Origin of the sequence: Agrobacterium sp. InxBP2 (genome assembly GCF_026191755.1) — a bacterium.
Lineage (GTDB): Bacteria > Pseudomonadota > Alphaproteobacteria > Rhizobiales > Rhizobiaceae > Agrobacterium > Agrobacterium pusense.
This window is the reverse complement of the sequence record NZ_JAINDY010000026.1, coordinates 39,618-61,857: the sequence shown is the minus strand read 5'-3', so window position 1 is coordinate 61,857 and position 22,240 is coordinate 39,618. Positions and strand designations below refer to the sequence as shown.

The following is a 22,240-nucleotide window of genomic DNA, read 5'->3' as shown; positions in this document are numbered from 1 at the left end:
AATCGTTCGCCCCTTGCCTGGCTGTGCGCCGGGCAAAAAAAACCGCGCCTTGGCGCGGTCAAGTCTAGGGAGGAAACACCCAAGGAGGGTATTTACAGTCAAAGACTGTAGCATCACGCTACGCAGTAATTGCACAATTGTCAATCATTTTATTTTTTGCATGTTTTTTGTGCTTTTGCCGAAAATATGGAAACCGCGGCTTCGTCACCATACGAGTGGACGGCGGATGTGATTCCGGTCTATGCATTTCGCCACACAATTGAGGCCATCAATTCACGCAATGAGGTTTCGCATGCTGCCCGACCGGAATTTCTTCTTCGAACTTGCTGATGCGGCCAGCGCCGAAACGCTTCCCCGCTTTCGCACGGGCGTTGCCGTTACCAACAAGCAGGATGGCGGCTATGATCCGGTGACGGAAGGCGATCAAGCGGCCGAAAGCGCCATTCGTGCGCTCATCGAGGCTCGTTTTCCCCAGCACGGCATCCTTGGGGAAGAACATGGTAATGTCGGTCTCGACCGCGAGCATGTCTGGGTCATCGACCCCATTGACGGCACACGCGCCTTCATTTCCGGCGTGCCCGTATGGGGAACTCTGATCGGCTTCCAGTCTGCCGGCCGCGCCACGATGGGTATGATGGACCAGCCCTTCACCAGGGAGCGTTACTTTGCCGACGGCACCTCCGCCTGGTATTTCGGACCCGAGGGCGAACGAACCATCCGCACGCGTGACTGCGCTTCGCTATCGGACGCAATACTTTTTACCACAACACCCCATATTTTCACCGCCGAGGAAAAGCCCTTCTACGAAAAGGTGCAGGATCAGGTCCGCCTTTTCCGCTACGGCGTGGATTGTTACGCCTATTGCCTGCTGGCCGCGGGTCATGTCGATCTCGTCATTGAATCCGGCCTGAAGCCCTACGATGTGGGCGCACTTATTCCGGTCATCGAGCAGGCCGGCGGCATCATCACCACATGGGATGGCGGCCGTCCTGAAAATGGCGGCCGCATTCTGGCCGCCGGCTCCAGATCCGTACACGAACAGGCGCTTGCCATTCTCTCCAGACTATAGACCTGCCCTGCAAGGCGGCCATCACTCCGGCGCGAAAAACGCGTCGATGGCGGCCAGTGCCTGCTTGCGGAAAACATCCCGCTCATGCAGCAGTTCATGACGCGCGCCGGTGATGGGAAGAAGCTGCGCTGCCCGGAAATTGCGCGACAGCTCTTCCTGCGCCTTATAGGGCGTTATCGTATCCAGCATGGGCGCCAGAATGAGGGTAGGAATGGTTATGTTCGTCAGATGATCCTGACGGGTCACGCGGCCCATGGTCTTCAATGCCTCATAGACCCAGCGGGCCGTTGGCGCGCCAATGAACAGTTCCGGAAACTGCCTGTGCAGCGAGAGATTCCTTGCGAAACGTTTTGCGTCCGAGGTTAGCGGATTGCCGTCAAAATCCCGTTCGCGCTGGTCCCTGCCAAGCTGAACCCTTCCCAGGCCGGCAAGGCTCAAAGCCGTGGCGACCAGCCGGATAACGGATGACGGGACGGATTGCTGACTGTCGAGTTCGATGAAGGGCGAACAAAGCGCCAGCCGATCAATCCTGTTCGCGAGCCCCGGCGCTGCGGCAAGCGCGGCAAGCGCGCCGGTAGAATGTGCAATCATGAAGAACGGCAGCCTCGTATCCGGAAGCACCACCTGTTCCAGAAAAAGGCTGATGTCGTGCTGATAATCGGAAAAGCGCCGCACGTGCCCGGCACCCGGCCTTTTCAGCAGCCGTTCGGAACCGCCCTGCCCGCGCGTATCGAACGTCGCGACCCAGAAGCCCATGGCCGTCAGATCGGCCACTGTTTCAAAATATTTTTCGATACATTCGTTTCTGCCATGCAGCAGAACCACCGTTCCGCGGGCAACATGACGATGGGTTCGAAAGATCGCATAGCGGAGCTGTTTGCCGCCATGGCCAGAAAAATATCCAACCACATGGCTGTCGGGAACCGGATTGTCTTCACTGGCGCGCAATGTGGCTTCGATCATCGGTCTTTTTCCGGCTTTTCAACTCTTTTCGGATAGGTCGGCAGCGCGGGAAGGTCAAAGAAAAAATTGCCGGAACCGTCGGTTAAAGCAGTCGCGGTTCCGGCGAGTAAGACAGAAGAAGAAGGGACGTTATTGCTTCTGTCCACGGAGAATGTCTCCGATGACGGGAGTTTTATGGCTCTCAAACTGAACGATGCCGGAACCGGATGTTCAGACATGGTTCATGTTGCATCCACCCCTTGACGCCGCGCGACGCCATTCCCATCTCCTTCATGCGGTCGCCAAAGCGGGGCCGCGCCAAATGTCCGACCGTCGCCAGAATGGGATGGCGGACTTAACCGCAAACAGTCGCTTCTTAAGGAGGACACCATGCGTCACGTTGATTTTTCCCCTCTCTATCGTTCCACCGTGGGCTTCGACCGCCTTTTTTCGATGCTTGACGGCCTCGGCCAGCCCGAGCAGGCCCAGTCCTATCCGCCCTACAATATCGAGCGGACCGGTGAGAATACCTATCGCATCACCATGGCGGTTGCCGGTTTCGATGAAAATGAACTCAGCATCGAATCCCGCGCCAATGCGCTGACCGTGAAAGCCGAGAAGGCCACGGATGAGAAGACGACGGAAGGCGAATTTCTGTATCGCGGCATCGCCACGCGCGCCTTCGAACGCCGCTTCCAGCTTGCCGACCACGTAGAAGTTCAGACCGCTTCCCTGAAGAATGGCCTGCTTCACATCGATCTCGTTCGCAATATTCCGGAAGCCATGAAGCCGCGCCGCATTGCGATCTCGTCCGACAGCGCCGATGCGCCGAAGACCATCGAAGCCCAGGTTACCCCGGCTCAGGTCAACTAAGTATTCCACATGCAAGACAGACGGCCCCCTTGAGGGGCCGTTTTTGTTGGCGGGAGCGCGTTTTATCGAGCGGAGGCTGCGGCGCCTTCTGCCGCAGCCGCTTCGGCTATCGCTGCCTTTTCATGGGCCTTGCGGGCATAACGCTGGGCAAGGACAGCGCAGACCATCAACTGGATCTGATGAAAGAGCATGATCGGTAAAACGATGGCACCGATGCTCTGGCCGGCGAAGATCGCGCCGGCCATGGGCACGCCGCTGGCGAGGCTCTTTTTCGAGCCGCAGAAGGTGATGGTGATCTCATCGGCCTTGTCGAAACCCAATAGCCGGCTGCCGAACATCGTCACACATAGGACAAGCGCCAGCAGCAGGATATTGATGACGATGACCACACCGATATCCCGGAGCGAAAACGTGTGCCATATGCCCTCGATGACCGCATCGGAAAAGGCGAAATAAACGACCATAAGAATGGAGCCGCGATCGACCGGAGAAAGCAATTTCTTGCGCGCCCTGATCCAGTCACCAATCCAGGGCTGCAGGACCTGACCGACGATGAAAGGCAGAAGCAGCTGCAGGAAGATTTGCAGGAAAGCATCCAGCGAAAATCCGCCGCCATGGCCGCCGACCGTGAACAGCAGGCCAACCAGCAACGGCGTCAGGAACATGCCGAAAATATTCGAAGCCGAGGCTGAACAAATCGCCGCCGGCACGTTTCCGCCCGCCATTGACGTGAAGGCGATGGATGACTGCACGGTGGATGGCAGCACACAGAGAAACAGCACGCCCATATAGAGCGGTGCCGGCAGGATGCTTTCGGGAATGAAGCCTATCGCCACACCAAGAAGCGGGAAAAGGCCGAAGGTCACGAGCAGGATCGCCAGATGCAGACGCCAGTGCAGGATGCCCGCAATCACCACATCCCGCGAAAGCCGCGCGCCGTGCAGGAAGAACAGCAGAGCGATCGCGAGTTTTGTCGCAAGCCCGAAATATTCTGCCGGCTCGCCGCTGATCGGCAGGATGGAAGCCAGAATTACGGTGGCCACCAGCATCATGGTGAAACGGTCGGGCAGGAAGCGGGTCATGGGAGGTCTTTCCGGCAGCGGTTTTGCTTGAAACGCGCGCCACTATCGCTCATCATGATTTCGGATGCAAAGATTAACAGTTATCATGATTTGAGATAATGCTGAACCTTCAACATCTTGCCAGCTTCGTCATGCTCCAGCAAACCGGTAGTTTTACCCTTGCTGCCGAACGGCTCGGCATTGGCCAATCTACTGTCAGCCAGCATATTCAAAGGCTTGAGGCCTCCCTTGGCCGCCGATTGATCGCACGCAACACCCATCAGGTAAAACTGACCGGCGAGGGTGAGGCATTACTCGGTTACGCTCGCAACATGCTTGAAATCGATAGCAAGGTCTCTTCGCTCTTCAGCGAAAGCCGCCTGCGCGGTCGGCTGCGGCTTGGTGTGTCGGAAGATTTTGTCGCCAGTCGCCTTACGACCATTCTGGAGGAATTCATTCGGCTTTACCCGCTGGTTGACCTTGAACTAACGGTCTCGCTGAGCGGTGTGCTTTACCAGATGCAGGACAATGGCGAACTTGACGTGGTGTTGGCCAAGCGTCGTCTCGGCGACAAGCTTGGTCATTTCCTTTATCGCGAACCGCTCGTCTGGCTGGCGCGCGATCCTGAGCGGATGCTGAACCAGCCGGATGCGCTCCCGCTGATTGCCTTTCCGCCACCGAGCATCACCCGGAAGGCGGCGCAGGAGGCACTGGACCGGGCCGGTCTCGCCTGGCGGATCGTCTGCACCTGCGGCAGTCTCAGTGGACTAACCGCCGCAGCAAGGGCGGGCATGGGCATTCTGGTGCAGCCGCGCAGCATGGCGCCGGCTGGTCTGAAGGAGATTGCCGCAGGCGTGCTGCCGCTGCTGGAAGACGTGGAATTCGTGCTTCAACCGAGCAAGGGCGCGGAGGCGGAGCTGGTGCGCGCCCTTTCCGATCTCGTTTCCAGCAAGAGCATCGCACCCGGCAGTTTCGTGTAACCGGCCTTAATTGTCCCGTTTCGAGAGGCAACGGCCGACGCTGTCGCGCCAGCCTGCGATAGCGTTCTTCCGCTCGCTCTCTTCCATCTCGGGGCTGAAGCGGCGGTCGCGCCGCCAATGGTCGGCGAAGGCCTTGCGGTCCGGCCAGATGCCGGCACGTGAGGCCGCAAGCCAGGCGGCACCAAGGATTGTCGTCTCGAGAAACACCGGTCTATCGACGGGCGCGGCGAGAATATCTGCCAGCCGCTGCATCGTCCAATCGGAGGCGACCATGCCGCCGTCGACCCTCAGCACCGTCTTGCCATTGTCACCTGCCCAGTCCTTGCGCATCGCATCCAGCAGGTCGAACGTCTGATAGGCAACGCTTTCGAGCGCCGCGCGGGCAAATTCCGCCGGGCCCGTCCCGCGTGTGAGGCCGAAGATCGCACCCCGCGCTTCGGCATCCCAATAAGGCGCGCCAAGACCGGTAAAGGCAGGCACGAGATAAACGCGCTGCTTTAGATCGGCCTTTTCGGCAAGCGCGCTGACTTCTGATGCAACCGAGATGAAACCAAGCTCGTCACGCAGCCACTGCACCGCCGCCCCGGCGATGAAGATAGAGCCTTCCAGCGCATAGGTCGTCACGCCGTCGAGACGATAAGCAATCGTCGTCAGCAGCCGGTTTGTGGAGGCCACCCGGTCTGTGCCCGTATTGAGAAGTGCGAAGCAACCGGTGCCGTAGGTCGATTTCATCATGCCCGGCTCGAAGCAGGCGTTGCCGATCACCGCCGCCTGCTGGTCGCCCGCAACGCCGAGGATCGGAATTTCCGCGCCCAGAAGCGACTTGTCCGTTACGCCGAAATCGGCGGCGCAATCCAGAACCTCCGGCAGCATGGCGCGGGGGATGTCGAGGATGGACAGGAGCTCATCATCCCAGACATTGTCTTCGATATTATAGATCAGCGTTCGCGAGGCGTTGGTGGCGTCGGTCACGTGCCGGCGGCCGCCGGTGAGACGGTAGATCAGGAAACTGTCGACGGTACCGAAGCAGATTTCTCCCTTGCCCGCCCTTTCGCGAAGACCGCTGACGCTGTCCAAGAGCCATTTCAGCTTCGTGCCGGAAAAATATGGATCGAGCAGCAGTCCGGTCTTTTTAGAGAAGAGCGGTTCCAGCCCCCTTCTTTTCAAATCCTCGCAGACCGGGGCGGCACGGCGATCCTGCCAGACCACGGCGCGGTGCACCGCTTCGCCGGTGTTGCGGTCCCACAGCACCGTCGTTTCCCGCTGATTGGTGATGCCTATCGCCTCTATATCGGTTGCGGCGATGCCGGCATCGGCAAGTGCAAGTCGGATGGTTTCAAGCACACTTTTCCAGATGTCTTCGGCATCGTGTTCGACCCAGCCGGAGGCAGGAAAATGCTGCGGAAATTCTCGCTGCCCGACACCGATGACCCGCATGTCGCGATCAAAGACCATCGACCTTGTCGATGTCGTGCCCTGATCGATCGCCAGAATATAACCGCCCATTATGTCACTCCCTTTTAAACGCAATGACGGGGCGGCAGAGCCGCCCCGATTTAAGATTTTATGCAGACATCACTTCTGCCAGCTTTTCACCAGTTCGTCGTAATTGACGGTGACCGGCTTTTCCTTTTCGTTGGCGATCTTTAGCTGCGGCGCGAGATTGCCCTTCGAAACGGCGTCCTTGTTCCAGTATTCGATATCATGCTCTTCCGCCAGCTTCGGGCCGATATCGCCCTGCACGCCAGCACGTTCCAAGCGGCTCATGACCTTTTCCTGTTCAGCGCAGAGCGAGTCCATGGCAGCCTGTGCGGTCTTGGCACCCGACGACGCATCGCCGATTGCCTGCCACCAGAGCTGTGCCAGCTTTGGATAATCAGGAACGTTGGTGCCAGTCGGCGACCACTGAACGCGGGCCGGCGAGCGATAGAACTCGACAAGACCACCGAGCTTGGAGGCCCGGTCCGTGAAGCTCTTGTGATGGATGGTGCTGTCACGAATGAAGGTGAGACCGACATGGCTCTTCTTCACATCCACGGTCTTTGAGGTCACGAACTGCGCATAGAGCCATGCGGCCTTGGCGCGGTCGTCTGGCGTGGATTTCATCAACGTCCAGGAACCCACATCCTGATAACCGAGCTTCATGCCGTCCTTCCAGTAGGCGCCGTGCGGCGAGGGTGCGACGCGCCATTTCGGCGAACCGTCCTCGTTCACCACAGGCAGGCCGGGCTTGGCCATGTCGGCAGTAAAGGCCGTGTACCAGAAGATCTGCTGGGCGATGTTGCCCTGTGCCGGCACCGGGCCTGACTCGGAGAAGGTCATGCCCTGCGCTTCCGGCGGCGCATATTTCTTCAGCCATTCGAGATATTTCTCGATGGAATAGACCGAAGCGGGACCATTGGTATCACCACCGCGCGCCACGCAGGAGCCGACCGGCTGCGACTTGTCATTGACCTTGATGCCCCATTCATCGACCGGCAGGCCGTTTGGCAGGCCCTTGTCGCCATTGCCGGCCATGGAAAGCCAGGCATCGGTGAATCGCCAGCCGAGCGAGGGGTCCTTCTTGCCGTAGTCCATATGGCCGAAGACCTTCTTGCCGCCGACGTCGCGGCCGGTGAAGAATTCGGCGATGTCCTCATAGGCCGACCAGTTGACGGGAACGCCGAGGTCGTAGCCGTATTTGGCCTTGAAGTCCGCTTTGTTCTTGTCGTCGTTGAACCAGTCGTAACGGAACCAGTAGAGGTTTGCGAACTGCTGGTCGGGAAGCTGGTAGAGCTTCTTGTCCGGTGCCGTCGTGAACGCGCTGCCGATGAAGTCCTTTAGGTCGAGACCCGGATTGGTGACATCCTTGCCCTCATTGGCCATGAAGTCCGTCAGGTTGCGCACCTGCTGGTAACGCCAATGGGTGCCGATGAGGTCGCTGTCGTTGACCCAGCCATCGTAAAGGTTCTGGCCGGTCTGCATCTGGGTCTGGATCTTTTCGACAACGTCACCTTCCTGGATAAGGTCGTGCGTCACCTTGATGCCGGTAATGGCGGTAAATGCAGGCGCCAGAACCTTTGATTCATATTCATGCGTCGTCAGGGATTCGGATACGACCTTGATCTCCATGCCCGCGAAAGGCTTCGCGGCATCAATGAACCATTGTACTTCCTTTTCCTGCTCTGCACGGGAAAGCGCCGACATGTCGCCGATTTCCTTGTCCAGAAACTGCTTTGCTTCCTCCATTCCGGCAAAAGCCGAACCTGTCATTGCCAGCAGCATGGCTGCCGTCGTCGTCATCAGATGCCGTCGCATATCAGTCCTCCCAAGGGTTGCGATTGCATGAAGTCTGCGAGATGCGGTTTTCCTCCGCCGCATCTTTTCCTGCTCTAGACAAAACGGAAAACGCCAACGGCGTAGACCACGGATAGAGCGAGAGCCCACCACAGGTTCGGGCCGACCAGCCCGAGCCATGCGAGATGAATGAAGGCGCTGCCAAGCAGCGAGATGAACAGCCTGTCACCACGCGTCGTTTCGAAGCGCAACAGGCCGAAGCGGGGATTGCCGCCAGGCGAGAGACGTTCCCAGAACCACATGCCGACCAGCAAAACCGCGATGGTGCCGAAAAAGGCCGCCGTCTGCCACGTCCACGCCATCCAGGTAAAATCGGGCATCTTCGTCATGGTCAAACCCTTCCCAGCGCAAAGCCTTTGGCGATGTAATTGCGCACGAACCAGATCACCAGAGCGCCGGGTATCAGCGTCAACACGCCGGCAGCGGCAAGCAGGCCCCAGTCCATGCCGGCAGCAGAAACGGTGCGCGTCATCGTCGCGGCGATCGGTTTTGCGTCCGTGGTGGTCAGCGTGCGGGCGATCAGAAGCTCGACCCACGAGAACATGAAGCTGAAGAAGCAGGCGACGCCGATGCCGGAAGCGATGAGCGGCATGAAGATCTTCACGAAGAATTTCGGAAAGGAGTAGCCGTCAATATAGGCGGTCTCGTCGATTTCCTTCGGCACGCCGGACATGAAACCTTCGAGAATCCAAACCGCCAGCGGCACGTTGAACAGGCAATGCGCGAGCGCCACCGCAATATGCGTGTCGATCAGCCCGAAAGCGGAATAAAGCTGAAAGAACGGCAGCGCAAAGACCGCCGGTGGCGCCATGCGGTTGGTCAAAAGCCAGAAGAACAGGTGCTTGTCGCCGAGAAAACGGTAACGCGAAAAGGCATAGGCCGCTGGCAGCGCGACAGCCACCGAGATCACCATGTTCATGACGACATAGATGATCGAATTGATATAGCCGGAATACCAGGATGAATCGGTGAAGATCGTCCTGTAGTTCTGCAGCGTCGGCTGATGCGGATAGAGCGTCATGGAAGAGACGATTTCCGCATTCGTCTTGAAGCTCATATTGATAAGCCAGTAGATCGGCACGAGCAGAAGCAGGATGTAGATGGTCGGCACCAGCCAGGAAAACCGGGATGGCCCGTGATGGCGGCGTGAGCGCGCCGTTGCGGCAAAGCTGGGTCTTGCCGACGTGTCAACGCCCGACGAGCCGGAGACCAAGCCGTTACGTTCCACGCCGGTCGTGACATTGGAGGCGCTCATGACTCAGGTCTCCGCGTCGTGGCTGGTCATCACGGTATAGAACACCCACGATAACAGCAGGATGATGAGGAAGTAGATCAGCGACATGGCCGCTGCCGGGCCGAGGTCGAACTGGCCAAGTGCCATCTTCACGAGATCGATGGACAGGAAGGTTGTGGAATTGCCCGGGCCGCCGCCGGTGACGACGAAGGGTTCGGTATAGATCATGAAACTGTCCATGAAGCGCAGCAGGAAGGCGATCAGCAGCACCCGTTTCATCTTCGGCAGCTGGATGAACCGGAACACCGCAAAACGCGACGCGCCATCGATCCTTGCCGCCTGATAATAGGCGTCAGGAATGGAAACCAGGCTGGCATAACACAGAAGCACGACAAGGCTCGTCCAGTGCCACACATCCATGATGACGACGGTAATCCAGGCATCGACGGGATCGTTGACATAGTTGTAGTCGAGCCCGAGCTGATTGGCGTAATAACCGAGAAGTCCGATATCGCTGCGCCCGAAGACCTGCCAGATCGTGCCCACCACATTCCACGGCACCAGCAGCGGCAGTGCCATGGTGACGAGGCAGATCGGCACGCCGATGCCGGATTTCGGCATTTTGAGTGCGATGAAGATGCCGAGCGGAATTTCAATCGCGAGGATGATGCCGGAGAATAGCAGGTTGCGCCCCAGCGCATCCCAGAACCGGTCCGACGCCAGGATTTCCTCGAACCATTGCGTTCCCGCCCAGAAGAACTGGTTGTTGCCGAAGGTGTCCTGCACCGAATAATTCACGACGGTCATCAGCGGAATGACGGCGGAGAAGGCGACCAGCACCAGCACTGGCAGCACCATGAACCATGCCTTGTTGTTCCAGCTTTTTTCCATGGTCAGGCCCCCATCTTTACACGCCAGGAATCGGCGAAAACACCGATGGCGGCCGGGTCGAAGCGCACACCGGCCTCCGCCGGGATTTCCTCGTCTTCCGCAACGACGATCGCGAGTTTCTGGCCGGCGAACCGGGCACGCACGATCTTCTGCCGGCCGATGTCCTCGACCTTATCGACAGTGATGGGCATGCCGCCGCGCTCCAGCCGGACGAATTCCGGGCGGATGCCGATTTCGATGCGCTGCCCCGATGCGATCGTCGGCGCACCTGCCAGCGGCACACCAAGACCGCCGACTACAGCCGTCGTCCCCTCGATATTGGCGGGCAGAACATTCATGCCCGGCGAGCCGATAAAATAACCGACAAATGTATGCCCCGGCCGCTCGAAAAGCTCAGCCGGCGTGCCGATCTGGACAATCTGGCCATCATACATCACCACCACCTTGTCGGCGAAGGTCAGCGCTTCGGTCTGGTCATGGGTGACGTAGACCATGGTGAAACCGGACTGGCGATGCAGGCGCTTCAGCTGCGAGCGCAGCACCCATTTCATATGCGGATCGATGACCGTCAGCGGCTCATCAAAGAGAATGGCGTTGACGTCGGAGCGTACGAGGCCGCGCGCCAGCGAGATCTTCTGCTTCTGGTCCGCCGTCAACCCGCGGGCCCTGCGTTTGGCCATACCGGAGAGGTCGGTCATCTCAAGGATTTCCCGCACGCGGCGGTCGACCTCGGCCTCCGGCACATGCCGGTTGCGCAGCGGAAAAGCAAGATTGTCGTAAACTGTCATCGTGTCGTAAACGACCGGGAACTGGAACACCTGGGCGATATTGCGATCTTCAGTCGCAAAATCCGTGACGTCTGTTCCGTCGAACGCGATGCGGCCTTCGGAGGGGCGCAGCAGGCCAGAAATGATGTTGAGCAGCGTGGTCTTACCACAACCGGAGGGACCGAGAAGTGCATAGGCCCCGCCATCCTCCCATTCGTGATGAACCTCCTTCAGCGCATAATCGCCGGCAGCCTGCGCCTTGGCGTTATAGGCGTGGCGGATATGATCGAGCGTGATACGTGCCATGACCGATCCCCCTTACGCCGCTTCGCCGATGGCGCGGCCATTTGCGTCGAATGCCATCAGGTGGCTTGTATCGAGAAACAGCTCGATATCCCTGTCCGGTTCGATGTCGTGGATGCCATGCGCCAGCATGACCCAGCGTCGGCCCGAAAATTCCACATGCACGAAGCTTTCCGACCCGGCGATTTCCGAGATCAGCGTCCGCGCCCGTATGGATTGCCGTGCTTCACCCTTCGCCTGCGGGAAAAGATGATGCGGCTGGAAAGCGATGGTCAAAGGTCCATCCGGCACGGTGGCAAGGTGCGCCGGCACCGCGACAACTGCGCGATCAGCACGGGTAAAGGCTCCACCCGTCTTGATGACCTCGATGGTGTTGAGCGGCGGGTCGGCGAAAATTTCCGCCGTCACAATATCCACCGGGCGCCGGTAAACCTCGATGGTGCGACTGAACTGGGTTACCCTGCCCTCGTTGAGTGTTGCCGTATTGCCGCCCAACAGCAGCGCCTCTGACGGCTCTGTGGTGGCATAAACGAAGATCGCGCCCGACTCCGCGAAAATGCGCGGCAGCTCCTCGCGCAATTCTTCGCGCAGCTTGTAATCGAGATTGGCCAACGGCTCATCGAGCAGCACCAGAGTGGCGTTCTTGACGATGGCGCGGGCAAGTGCCGTGCGCTGCTGCTGGCCGCCGGAAAGATTGAGCGGCGTACGGTCGAGATAGGGTGTAAGCCTCAGAAGCTCCGCGGCTTTTCTCACTTCCCGGTCGATGGTTGCCTGATCCTTGCCCGCAACCCGCATCGGCGAGGCAATGTTTTCGTAAACGCTGAGCGCCGGATAGTTGATGAACTGTTGGTACACCATGGCGACGTTGCGCTTCTGGACCGGCCAGCCGGTCACATCCTCGCCGTTGACCAGGATCGAGCCGCTGCTTGGCTTGTCCAGCCCTGCCATAAGCCGCATGAGCGACGTCTTGCCCGAAAGCGTCGGTCCAAGCAGAACGTTCAGGCTTCCGCGCTGCAACGTCAGATCCGTGGGATGAATATGATAGTCACCGCCCACCATCTTCGAGACATTTCGCAATTCAAGCATGGTGATCCAAAGCCTCCTCCGCTTTTGTCCGGATCGTCAGATTGCCTTCAATCGTCCACCTGCAATGTCATCGATGTAGTCCTCCAACCCACGCACCTCGTCGGGGGTCAAAAAAAGCCCCTGCTTGGTACGGCGCCACAAAATATCCTCCGCCGTCAGCGCCCATTCCCGCGCCATCAGCCAGCGAACTTCGGCTTCATAGAGCGTGCCGCCGAAATGCCGCCCAAGCGCCGACGCGTCTGTCGCATTGCCTATCATCGCCGCCACATCGGTGCCGTAGCAGCGTACGAGCCGCTCCGCATGACGCTTTTCCATGAAGGGATAACGCGATAGCAGCGCAGAAACCTCCGCAGCATAAGCTTCTACATTGAAATTTCCGCCCGGCAGATGAGAACCCGCTGTCCATGGGGCTCCCTTTGTTCCCAGCGCATCGCCGATCTTTTCAAGAGCATGTTCGGCGAGTCGCCGATAAGTGGTGAGCTTGCCGCCGAAAATATTGAGAAGTGGTGCCTCGCCGTCGGTCCCCTCGGTCTTCAAGACATAATCACGCGTCGCCTCCTGCGCTTTTGACGCGCCGTCATCAAAAAGCGGCCGCACCCCGGAATAGGTCCAGACAATATCGGCCGGCTTCACCGGTTCGGCAAAATATTCACTCGCCGCGCTGCAGAGATAGCTGATTTCCTCGTCGCTGATCTTAACAGCCCGGGGGTCACCGGTATAGTCGCGATCCGTCGTGCCGATCAGGGTGAAATCCTGTTCGTAAGGGATGGCGAAAATGATGCGGCCATCCGGATTCTGAAAGAAGTAAGCGCGCGGATCGGAGAACTTCTTGCGCACGATGATATGGCTGCCCTGGACGAGGCGAACATTGTGAACGTTGTTTTTTCCGAAGGTCGCCGACAGAACCCTGTCGACCCATGGACCGGCGGCATTCACCAACATCCGCGCCCGGTGGACCTGCGTTTCTCCGGCGGCATTTCTCGTCTCGACCCGCCAGAACGCGCCGTCGCGCCGCGCGGAAACCACCTGCGTCCGATTGAGGATCAACGCGCCACGGTCAGCGGCATCACGGGCGTTCAGCACGACCAGGCGGGCGTCATCGACCCATCCGTCGGAATACTCGAAAGCCCGGGCGAAAATCGGTTTCAAAGGCTTTCCGGCCGGATCACGGCGCAGATCGAGCGAGCGGGTGGCGGGCAGAAGCTTGCGGCCGCCAAGATGATCGTAAAGGAAGAGCCCGAGACGCACGAGCCAAGCCGGACGCACACCGCCCTTCTGGAAGGGCAGCACGAAACGCATGGGCCAGATGATATGAGGCGCCATGGCCCACAGAACCTCGCGTTCCATCAGCGCTTCGCGCACCAGGCGAAACTCGTAATGTTCGAGATAACGCAGGCCGCCATGAATGAGCTTGGTTGCAGCAGACGACGTACCGGAGGCGAAATCGTTCATTTCTGCAAGTGCGACGGAATAGCCCCTGCCGACGGCGTCGCGCGCAATGCCGCAGCCATTGATACCGCCGCCGATCACGAAAATATCGTGAATTGCCTCGTCAGACATGCACCCTCCCGCGCTTTCATCGACGCTCTCCTCATCGATATATTGAAAGCACGACCATCTAATTCGAAGATAAAACGAATGTCAAACGAAATTCCGACAGCCGGTGGATCAGGTGCCGCGGGCCTCCGTCTCGATCAGCCGGACATCGTGATCGGCGCAGATGCCGCGGATGGAATCAATCGGACAATGATCGGTGATGAAGGTATGAACCTGCGAAAGATGGCCGATGCGGACAGGGGCCGTCCGTTCGAATTTGAGCGAATCCGATACCAGAATCACATGGCGCGCGTTGGAGATGATTGCCTGCGCAACCTTGACCTCGCGGAAATCGAAATCCAGCAGGGCGCCGTCCTCATCGATGGCGGACACGCCGATGACGGCGAAATCCACTTTGAACTGGCGAATGAAATCCACGGCCGCTTCGCCGACAATGCCGCCATCGGAGCCGCGCACGACACCACCGGCAATCACCACCTCAATACCCGGGAAAACGCGTAACCTGTTGGCAACATTTATATTATTCGTGATGACCATCAGTTCGTGATGATCCGCCAGCGCTTCGCCCACCGCCTCCGTGGTCGTGCCGATGTTGATGAAAAGCGACGAATTGTTGGGAATGAGAGCGGCGGCAGCGGCCCCGATCGCCTGTTTCTCCACGGAAGCAATCGCCCGCCGAGCCTCGTATTTGACATTTTCATTGCCGCTTGGAAAAAGCGCGCCGCCGTGGATGCGGGTCAGAACACGGGTATCGCAGAGGTCGTTCAGGTCCTTGCGGATCGTCTGAGGGGTGACGGAAAACCGAGATGCCAGCTCGTCGACCAGCACTCGCCCGTTCGCTTTCGCCAGCGCGACGATTTCATCCTGACGCGGTGTGAGCAACATTTCGCCCTCCCTCCTCTTTCAATTTTTTCGTTTTATTGAAGAGCGAACGAAAAACCAATGTCAAGGGATGGTTTAGGCCGACCGTGGGTGGCCGCGTCGACGTCATGTGTCAAAAATTTGCGCCGGGGCGGCGCGTGGTCCGTCATCGAGCTATCAGAACGGGTGGAAGGATCTCCTTTGCGTCCATCAAGGACAGCGCCGGGGAAGCGGCGCGGAACGCATCGCCAATGCCGATCAGAACGGGCTCGTTTACCCCCAGCCGCTCGATTGCCGCAGACAGTTGCGTGAGTGGGCCGCACCAGCGCTGCTCATTCGCCCGGGTGACGGAAACCACGACGGCAACGGGCGTCGAGGCGTCCATGCCGTGGGCGAGCAAGGAGGACTGGATTGCCGCCGCGGTTCGCCCGCCCATGTAAAAAACCGTGGTTACGGCGGGGTCGGCAAGCGATGTCCAGTCAATATTCTCCGGCAGCTTTCCCTGACGGGAATGGCCGGTGATGAAGCGCACCGACTGGGCGTGGTCGCGATGGGTCAGGGAAATGCCGAGGCGGGAGGCCATGGCGCTTGCCGCGGTGATGCCGGGCACGACATCGACGGGAATGTTTTCAGCCGCCAGCGCGGCGATCTCCTCACCGGCGCGCCCGAAAATCATCGGATCGCCGGATTTCAGGCGCACCACCCTTTTTCCCGCCTTTGCAAGCCGGATCATCATGTCGTTGATATCTTCCTGCCTGCAGCTTTCGCGGCCGCCGCGCTTGCCAACCAGCATGCGCTTGGCCTCCCGCCGCGCCAGCTCCAGCACCTCGGCTGAGACAAGATCGTCAAACAGGATGACATCTGCCGCCTGCAGGGCGCGCACCGCTTTCAGCGTCAGAAGTTCGGCGTCTCCAGGGCCGGCGCCCACAAGCGTCACCCGCCCCCCAACCTCGCAAGCCTGCATTCCGGTAGCCATCAGCAATCGTTCTTCGCTGTCTTCGTCCAGCCTTTCGGTAAAGGCCCGATCGACGAATTTCTCCCAGAACAGCCGCCGGGACGGACCTGGCGTCAGCCGCAGGTTAACCCGCTCACGGATGGTCCGGGCAAGCGCGCCCCAATCCCTGAGCGAGTGCGGCAGCAATGTCTCAATGCGCCGACGGATGGCCTGAGCCAGAATAGGTGCTGCGCCATCGGTGGAGATCGAGACGACCACTGGCGAGCGATTGACGATGGAGCCGAACTGGAACTGGCAGAATTCCGGCTTGTCGATGACGTTGACGGGAACACCCGCCGCCCGCGCAGCGGCATGAAAGGCTGCCGCCTCCGTATCCGTCTCGCAATCCGCCAGCGCCAGTTCCGCATTGGCGAATATGCCACTATGCCAGCGCATGGCATGGAAATGCAGGCGAGTGCTTCTGGCAACGAGCCCTGCAAATGTCTCGGACAGGTCACCCCTCTCACAAAAGACATGCAATTCCGCGCCGCAGGCCAGCAACAGCTCCGCCTTCCAGGCGGCCCCATCCGATCCGCCCGCCAGCACTACGCGCTTGCCCTCAAGCCCCCAGAAAACCGGCAGCTTGGCGAGTTTCTCCATACGGGCCGGTTCATTCCGCTGCGGTTTTAAGGCATCCATTGATGACCCCCTTGATTTCGGCGCGGCACGAGCCGCAATTGGTGCCGGCATTCAACACCTTGCCGATGGCTTCGACGCTATGGCAGCCATCCCGGACTGCGGCCGTGATCTGGTTGACGCCGACATTGAAGCAAGAGCAGACCGTGGCCCCCGGATCGGGACGGCCGGCTCCGGGGCGACCGGCGATCAGCGCAAACCGCATTCGCAAGTCCTCATGGCGCTCGGTCAATTGTAAAATCGCCCAGTTGCGGGCAACAGCCACCGGCCGCCTTGCGATGAACAGCGCCGCCAGCAGTATATCGCCATCGAAAAAGGCAAGGCGCAGATCGCCAGTTTGCCGGTCGCTATAACCCAGCGGCTCGATCCCGGCGTCGATGCCGAAGACCTGTCGTGCCCAGAGCGTCCAGTCCTGCGGCTCTTCCGCAAAGGCAAGCTCCATGCGATAGCTGCCATCCGCCTTTGCAATGGCCCAATAGGCGCAGTCCGGCGCATCGGGCCGGGTGCGGGAAATGGCGAAACCGTAAGCCTTCGCTTCGAAACGTCTTGCCCTCACGCCCGTGTTTTTCGAGGCGGGCTGGCCGGAATAGGGGTCCGTGACCGGGGCCACCAACATATCGATCCGCGCCAGCGAGGCAAACTGGTCGTTCCAGTGCATCGGCGCGAAGACCGATCCGCGCGCCTGCCTTTCGCTGATCAACGCCCGCAGCAGAACCTTACCATGTGGACTTTCCAGCTCTACCAGATCGGCGCTTTCGATGCCCAGCGCCTGTGCATCGCGCGGGTGAAGCTCGGCGAATGGCTCGGCGATATGGGCGGTAAGGCGTGCGCTTTTGCCGGTGCGGGTCATGGTATGCCACTGGTCGCGAATGCGCCCGGTATTCAGCGTCAGCGGATAGTCCGCCGACGTTCTGTCCACCTCCGGCAAGGCTGTGACGATGAACCGCGCCTTGCCATCGGCGTGATAAAACCGGCCATCTGCGAAGAAACGCGCCGTGCCGGCGTCACCTGCCTGCGGTCTTGGCCATTGGAAGGGCGCCATCCCGTCATAGACTTTCGGGTCGACGCCACTGATGTCGAAATCGCGACTGCCCAGATTTTCGAAGCCAGACAGAGCCGCATGTTCGGAGAAAATCTCCGACGCGTGCCGGAAGGCAAAGGCTGCGCCGAAACCCATGCGCCGGCCCACTTCCGCCATCTGCCACCAGTCCGCTTTCGCTTCACCGGGTGCATCGAGAAAACCGCGCTGGCGGGAAATGCGCCGCTCGGAATTGGTGACCGTGCCGTCTTTTTCCCCCCAGCCAAGCGATGGCAGAAGCACATGGGCATGGCGCGCCGTATCGGTCTTGTCCATGACATCGGACACCACGACGAATGGACAGGCCTTGATGGCCGCTTCGACAGCACCGGCGTCAGGCATGGACACCACTGGATTGGTTGCCATGATCCACAGCGCCTTGATGCGGCCATCGGCCACGGCCCGAAACATATCAACGGCCTTGAGGCCGGATTTTTCCGCAATGGCAGGCGAGGCCCAGAAGCGCTGCACGCGATCACGATCCCCGGCACTTTCGATGGCCATATGGGCGGCCAGCATGTTGGCCAGCCCGCCGACCTCGCGCCCGCCCATGGCGTTCGGCTGGCCGGTCAGCGAGAACGGTCCCATGCCGGGCCTGCCGATGCGACCGGTCGCAAGGTGGCAATTGATGATAGCGTTGACCTTGTCGGTGCCGCTTTGCGACTGGTTGACGCCCTGGCTGTAACAGGTGACGGTTTTTTCGGTGCGTTCGAACAATTCGTAAAAGGGGATCAGTTCGGCAATCGTCAGCCCGGTGGCCTCAGCGATATCAGGCAGGCTATGTTCGGTTGCTGCCTGCATCGCAGCATCAAAACCGACCGTGTGATCTTCCACAAAGGCGTGATCGACTGCAGAACTACCGGAAAGATGCGCCAGCAGGCCGGTAAACAAGGCCACGTCTCCATCCGGGCGGATGGCGAGGTGCATATCGGCAATATCGGCGCTCATCGTGCGACGCGGATCGATGACAACGACTTTCATTTCCGGCCGTGCCGCCTTTGCCGCCGCTAGCCTCTGGTAGAGGACGGGATGGCACCAGGCGAGATTGGAACCGGTGAGGATCACCAGATCGGCAAGCTCCATATCCTCATAGGTGCCCGGCACCGTATCGGCCCCGAAGGCGCGGCGATGGCCGGCGACCGAGGACGACATGCAGAGCCTTGAGTTGGTATCGATATTGGCCGAACCGATGAAACCTTTCATCAGCTTGTTGGCGAGGTAATAATCCTCCGTCAGCAATTGGCCGGAGACGTAAAAGGCAACCGAATCCGGGCCATGTTCGGCAATGGTGTCGGAGAAGCGGGAAGCGACGAGATCAAGCGCTTCGTCCCATGTTGCCCGTTTGCCATTGATCTCAGGGTGAAAAATGCGTCCTTCAAGGTCGATGGTTTCGGCGAGAGCCGAGCCCTTGGAGCACAGCCGGCCGAAATTGGCGGGGTGGTCCTGATCGCCTCTGATGGAAACGATGCCATCGTCGTTGACGGTGGCGATGACGCCGCAGCCGACGCCGCAATAGGGACAGGTGGTTTTGGTTTCAACGGGCATGGGTTTGCCCTCTCAGCGTGTGGCGGTTACGCCGCCTCAACGTGTGGCGCTTACCCCCCTCTGCCCTGCCGGGCATCTCCCCCTCAAGGGGGGAGATCAATCGCGGCACAAACTTCCATTCACAACTGGCGTCGTCGCCGGTGGAGAGGGAACGAGGAGCCCTCCGCTTGTCGATCTCCCCCCTTGAGGGGGAGATGCCCGGCAGGGCAAAGGGGGGTAAAGCCACCGCCATCGCAATTCACTCCGCCGCAATCATCAGGGTTTCGAGCGCTATCGAAAGCCTTCCATCCAGATTACGCACCGGGATGGTCCGCACCTCGCCCTCGTCTGCCCCCAAGGCCTTGCCGGTTTCCAGCGAAATGACCCAATTATGCAAGGGACACGTCACCGAAGCGCCATGCACGATGCCCTGGCTCAGCGGCCCGCCCTTGTGCGGGCAATGGTCCTCGATGGCGAAGACCTGATTTTCCGCCGTGCGGAACACGGCGATCTTGCCCATCGGCGTTTTTACGCACCGTGCGCCGCGTAGTGGGATGTCGGAGATGTCACCAATATCGATCCAGTTGACGTCCATCGTTCTCACTCCGCTGCCTCGCTGAAACCGATTGCCGCCATGGGCCTGAATTCGTGCTTGTCGTGGCCGGACACACGCTCAGACCAGGGATCGACCTGCGCGAATTTCTGGCTGAAGACGAAGCGTTCGAAATAGGCCCGACGCTTCTCCGCATCATTCATGATCTGGCGACGAACCTCGTCGTAGCCGATGCGCTTGGCCCATTTGTAGATGCGCTCAAGGTAGCGCGCCTGCTCACGGTACATTTGGGTGAGCGCCACGATATGCTCCAGCGCTTCATCCTCGGTTCTGACAAGACCCAGAACTTCAGTGCCCTTGATATCGAGGCCGGCGGCACCGGCGAAATGGATTTCGAACCCGGAATCAACGCAGATGACGCCGATATCCTTGCAGGTGGCCTCGGCGCAGTTGCGCGGACAGCCGGAAACGGCAAGCTTCAGCTTGGCGGGTGTCCACGAGCCCCACATGAATTTTTCAATGCGGATGCCAAGCCCGGTGGAATCCTGCGTGCCGAAGCGGCACCATTGCTGGCCGACACAGGTCTTCACGGTGCGCAAGCCCTTGGCATAGGCCTGGCCGGAAATGAACCCGGCCTTGCCGAGATCGGCCCAGACCGCGGGCAAATCCTCCTTTTCGATGCCGAGAAGGTCGATGCGCTGGCCGCCCGTCACCTTAACCATTGGGATTTCGAACTTGTCGACCACATCGGCAATCGCCCGAAGTTCGGAAGAGGATGTCACACCGCCCCACATGCGCGGCACGACGGAATAGGTCCCATCCTTCTGGATATTGGCGTGAACACGCTCATTGATGTAACGCGACTGGTAATCATCGGCATACTCATCCGGCCAGTCGCAGACGAGGTAATAATTGAGCGCCGGCCGGCATTTTGCGCAGCCACAGGAGGTTTTCCATTCCAGCTCCTGCATCACGGCTGGAATGGTCTTCAGACCCTTGGCCTTGATGAGACGGCGTACATCGTCGTGGCCGAGATCGGTGCATTTGCACATGGGCTGCACGGCAGCGGGGTTATAACTGTCGCCGAGCGTCAGCGTCATCAGCTGTTCGACAAGGCCGGTGCAATTGCCGCAGGAGGCCGACGCCTTGGTGTGGGCGCGCACATCATCCAGAGACGTCAATCCCTTGGAGGTAATGGACGAGGTGATCTTACCCTTGCAAACGCCGTTGCAGCCGCAGATTTCCGCATCATCCGGCAAGGCTGCAACGGCCGCCATAGGGTCCAGCGGCGACCCTCCCTGATAGGCCTGGCCGAAAATCAGGGTTTCGCGCATGGCGGAAATATCGGCGGACTTTTTCATCAGATCGAAGAACCACGACCCATCCGCCGTCTCGCCGTAGAGCACCGCACCGATGATGCGGTTTTCTTTCAGGATGAGGCGCTTATAGACGCCGGCCGTGGCGTCTCGCAGCACGATTTCCTCGCGGTCGTCGCCTTCTGCGAAATCGCCGGCGGAAAACAAGTTGATGCCGGTGACCTTGAGCTTCGTGTTAGTGACGGAGCCGTGATATTCGGCCGAACCGCCGCAAAGGCGGTCGGCCAACACCCGGGCCGATTCATAAAGCGGGGCAACCAGCCCGTAGCATATGCCGCGATGTTCCGCGCATTCGCCAAGCGCATAGATCGAGGCGTCCGACGTCATCATGCCATCGTCAACGACGATACCGCGATTGACGGCAAGACCGGCTTCCCTGGCAAGACCGGAAGCGGGACGGATACCGACCGCCATCACCACCATGTCGCCTTTGATGATCCTGCCGTCTTCCAGCTCTATGCCCTCGACCTTCTCCTTGCCAAGAATGCATTTGGTATTGGCCTTGGTGATGATGTCGATGCCGCGCTCGGTGAGCGCCTTCTCCAGAAGATAGGCCGCTGCCGGATCAAGCTGACGCTCCATGATCGTCGGCATCAGGTGGATGACGGTGACGTCCATTCCCTGACGCTTGAGACCATAGGCGGCTTCCAGCCCGAGAAGCCCGGCGCCGATGACAATGGCGCGGCCCTTTCCTTCTGCGATCTCCAGCATCTTCGTCACATCATCGAGATCGCGATAGGCGAGCACGCCGGGCAATTGATGGCCGGGGACGGGAATGATGAAGGGCAGAGAACCGGTGGCGATCACCAGCTTGTCATAGGAAGCCGTAATACCGTTTTCGCTGGTGACGGTCTTTTTGTCCCGATCGATACCGGTGACCTTCGCACCCTTGTGCAGCGTCACATTATTGGCCGCATACCAGTCGTCATTGTGGATGACGATGTCCTCGTAGCTCTTTTCGCCTGAAAGCACCGGCGAGAGCATGATGCGATCGTAATTAACACGCGGCTCGGCGTTGAAAATGGTGACATCGTAGAGGCCGGGCGCGGTTTCGAACAGGTTTTCCAGCATGCGCCCCGGCGCCATGCCATTACCGATGATGACGAGTTTCTGCGTCAT

Annotated in this window: 19 protein-coding genes; 3 read left to right on the top strand and 16 right to left on the bottom strand. The window is 59.5% G+C overall.

All coding sequences use genetic code 11. The features are described from left to right. Positions 1-292 precede the first annotated feature (292 nt). Positions 293-1,069, top strand: a complete 777-nt coding sequence (hisN, locus tag K7A42_RS08325; RefSeq protein ID WP_035207365.1) for a histidinol-phosphatase — start codon at positions 293-295, stop codon at positions 1,067-1,069. Positions 1,070-1,090: 21 nt separating this feature from the next. Here the strand turns inward: hisN and K7A42_RS08320 are convergent, their stop codons facing one another. Together K7A42_RS08320 and K7A42_RS08315 are read right to left on the bottom strand one after the other, a co-directional pair. After that, on the bottom strand, positions 1,091-2,032 hold the full coding sequence (locus K7A42_RS08320) for an alpha/beta fold hydrolase (RefSeq protein WP_045534631.1): 942 nt from the start codon (positions 2,030-2,032) through the stop codon (positions 1,091-1,093). Continuing rightward, positions 2,029-2,178 carry a hypothetical protein gene (locus K7A42_RS08315; protein ID WP_162719215.1) on the bottom strand — a complete coding sequence of 50 codons (150 nt, stop codon included), beginning with the start codon at positions 2,176-2,178 and terminating at the stop codon, positions 2,029-2,031. Before K7A42_RS08315 ends, K7A42_RS08320 begins: the two co-directional genes overlap by 4 nt. 223 nt (positions 2,179-2,401) lie before the next feature. Here K7A42_RS08315 and hspL point away from each other — a divergent pair, with 223 nt between their 5' ends. After that, positions 2,402-2,884 carry a heat shock protein HspL gene (gene hspL, locus K7A42_RS08310; protein ID WP_004437287.1) on the top strand — a complete coding sequence of 161 codons (483 nt, stop codon included), beginning with the start codon at positions 2,402-2,404 and terminating at the stop codon, positions 2,882-2,884. Between the two features lie 62 nt (positions 2,885-2,946). On the opposite strand, the gene K7A42_RS08305 is transcribed toward hspL, so the two are convergent. Continuing rightward, complete coding sequence (locus tag K7A42_RS08305) at positions 2,947-3,966, bottom strand: bile acid:sodium symporter family protein (protein ID WP_282455068.1); 1,020 nt, start codon at positions 3,964-3,966, stop codon at positions 2,947-2,949. A 98-nt stretch (positions 3,967-4,064) separates the two neighbouring features. Here K7A42_RS08305 and K7A42_RS08300 point away from each other — a divergent pair, with 98 nt between their 5' ends. Beyond that, entirely contained in the window at positions 4,065-4,925 is an 861-nt protein-coding gene (locus tag K7A42_RS08300; protein WP_044459571.1) for a LysR family transcriptional regulator, read from the top strand. A gap of 6 nt (positions 4,926-4,931) precedes the next feature. On the opposite strand, the gene glpK is transcribed toward K7A42_RS08300, so the two are convergent. The 13 genes from glpK to nirB all read right to left on the bottom strand — a co-directional run bounded on the left by glpK (position 4,932) and on the right by nirB (position 22,240). Then, positions 4,932-6,431: a glycerol kinase GlpK gene (glpK, locus tag K7A42_RS08295; protein ID WP_112555198.1), complete on the bottom strand. Its 1,500-nt coding sequence runs from the start codon at positions 6,429-6,431 to the stop codon at positions 4,932-4,934. Positions 6,432-6,500: 69 nt separating this feature from the next. Then, positions 6,501-8,222, bottom strand: a complete 1,722-nt coding sequence (locus K7A42_RS08290; RefSeq protein ID WP_112555196.1) for an extracellular solute-binding protein — start codon at positions 8,220-8,222, stop codon at positions 6,501-6,503. A 74-nt stretch (positions 8,223-8,296) separates the two neighbouring features. Then, positions 8,297-8,590 (bottom strand): DUF2160 domain-containing protein, encoded by a 294-nt coding sequence (locus K7A42_RS08285; RefSeq protein WP_004437276.1) that lies wholly within the window; start codon positions 8,588-8,590, stop codon positions 8,297-8,299. A 2-nt stretch (positions 8,591-8,592) separates the two neighbouring features. Beyond that, positions 8,593-9,516, bottom strand: a complete 924-nt coding sequence (locus tag K7A42_RS08280; protein WP_112555194.1) for a carbohydrate ABC transporter permease — start codon at positions 9,514-9,516, stop codon at positions 8,593-8,595. Positions 9,517-9,519: 3 nt separating this feature from the next. Continuing rightward, positions 9,520-10,386 (bottom strand): carbohydrate ABC transporter permease, encoded by an 867-nt coding sequence (locus K7A42_RS08275; RefSeq protein WP_004437268.1) that lies wholly within the window; start codon positions 10,384-10,386, stop codon positions 9,520-9,522. A gap of 2 nt (positions 10,387-10,388) precedes the next feature. Then, positions 10,389-11,459 (bottom strand): ABC transporter ATP-binding protein, encoded by a 1,071-nt coding sequence (locus K7A42_RS08270; protein WP_022563294.1) that lies wholly within the window; start codon positions 11,457-11,459, stop codon positions 10,389-10,391. 12 nt (positions 11,460-11,471) lie between these two features. Then, positions 11,472-12,542, bottom strand: a complete 1,071-nt coding sequence (locus K7A42_RS08265) for an ABC transporter ATP-binding protein (RefSeq protein ID WP_006699929.1) — start codon at positions 12,540-12,542, stop codon at positions 11,472-11,474. A 36-nt stretch (positions 12,543-12,578) separates the two neighbouring features. Further along, complete coding sequence (locus K7A42_RS08260) at positions 12,579-14,102, bottom strand: glycerol-3-phosphate dehydrogenase (protein WP_112555192.1); 1,524 nt, start codon at positions 14,100-14,102, stop codon at positions 12,579-12,581. Positions 14,103-14,210: 108 nt separating this feature from the next. Further along, positions 14,211-14,984 (bottom strand): DeoR/GlpR family DNA-binding transcription regulator, encoded by a 774-nt coding sequence (locus tag K7A42_RS08255; protein WP_006699927.1) that lies wholly within the window; start codon positions 14,982-14,984, stop codon positions 14,211-14,213. A gap of 142 nt (positions 14,985-15,126) precedes the next feature. Further along, on the bottom strand, positions 15,127-16,593 hold the full coding sequence (cysG, locus tag K7A42_RS08250) for a siroheme synthase CysG (RefSeq protein WP_162750271.1): 1,467 nt from the start codon (positions 16,591-16,593) through the stop codon (positions 15,127-15,129). Continuing rightward, complete coding sequence (locus K7A42_RS08245; RefSeq protein ID WP_282455067.1) at positions 16,565-19,213, bottom strand: nitrate reductase; 2,649 nt, start codon at positions 19,211-19,213, stop codon at positions 16,565-16,567. The genes cysG and K7A42_RS08245 overlap by 29 nt, the downstream gene beginning before the upstream one ends. 238 nt (positions 19,214-19,451) lie before the next feature. After that, entirely contained in the window at positions 19,452-19,787 is a 336-nt protein-coding gene (nirD, locus tag K7A42_RS08240) for a nitrite reductase small subunit NirD (protein WP_006699925.1), read from the bottom strand. A gap of 5 nt (positions 19,788-19,792) precedes the next feature. Further along, entirely contained in the window at positions 19,793-22,240 is a 2,448-nt protein-coding gene (nirB, locus tag K7A42_RS08235; protein WP_282455066.1) for a nitrite reductase large subunit NirB, read from the bottom strand.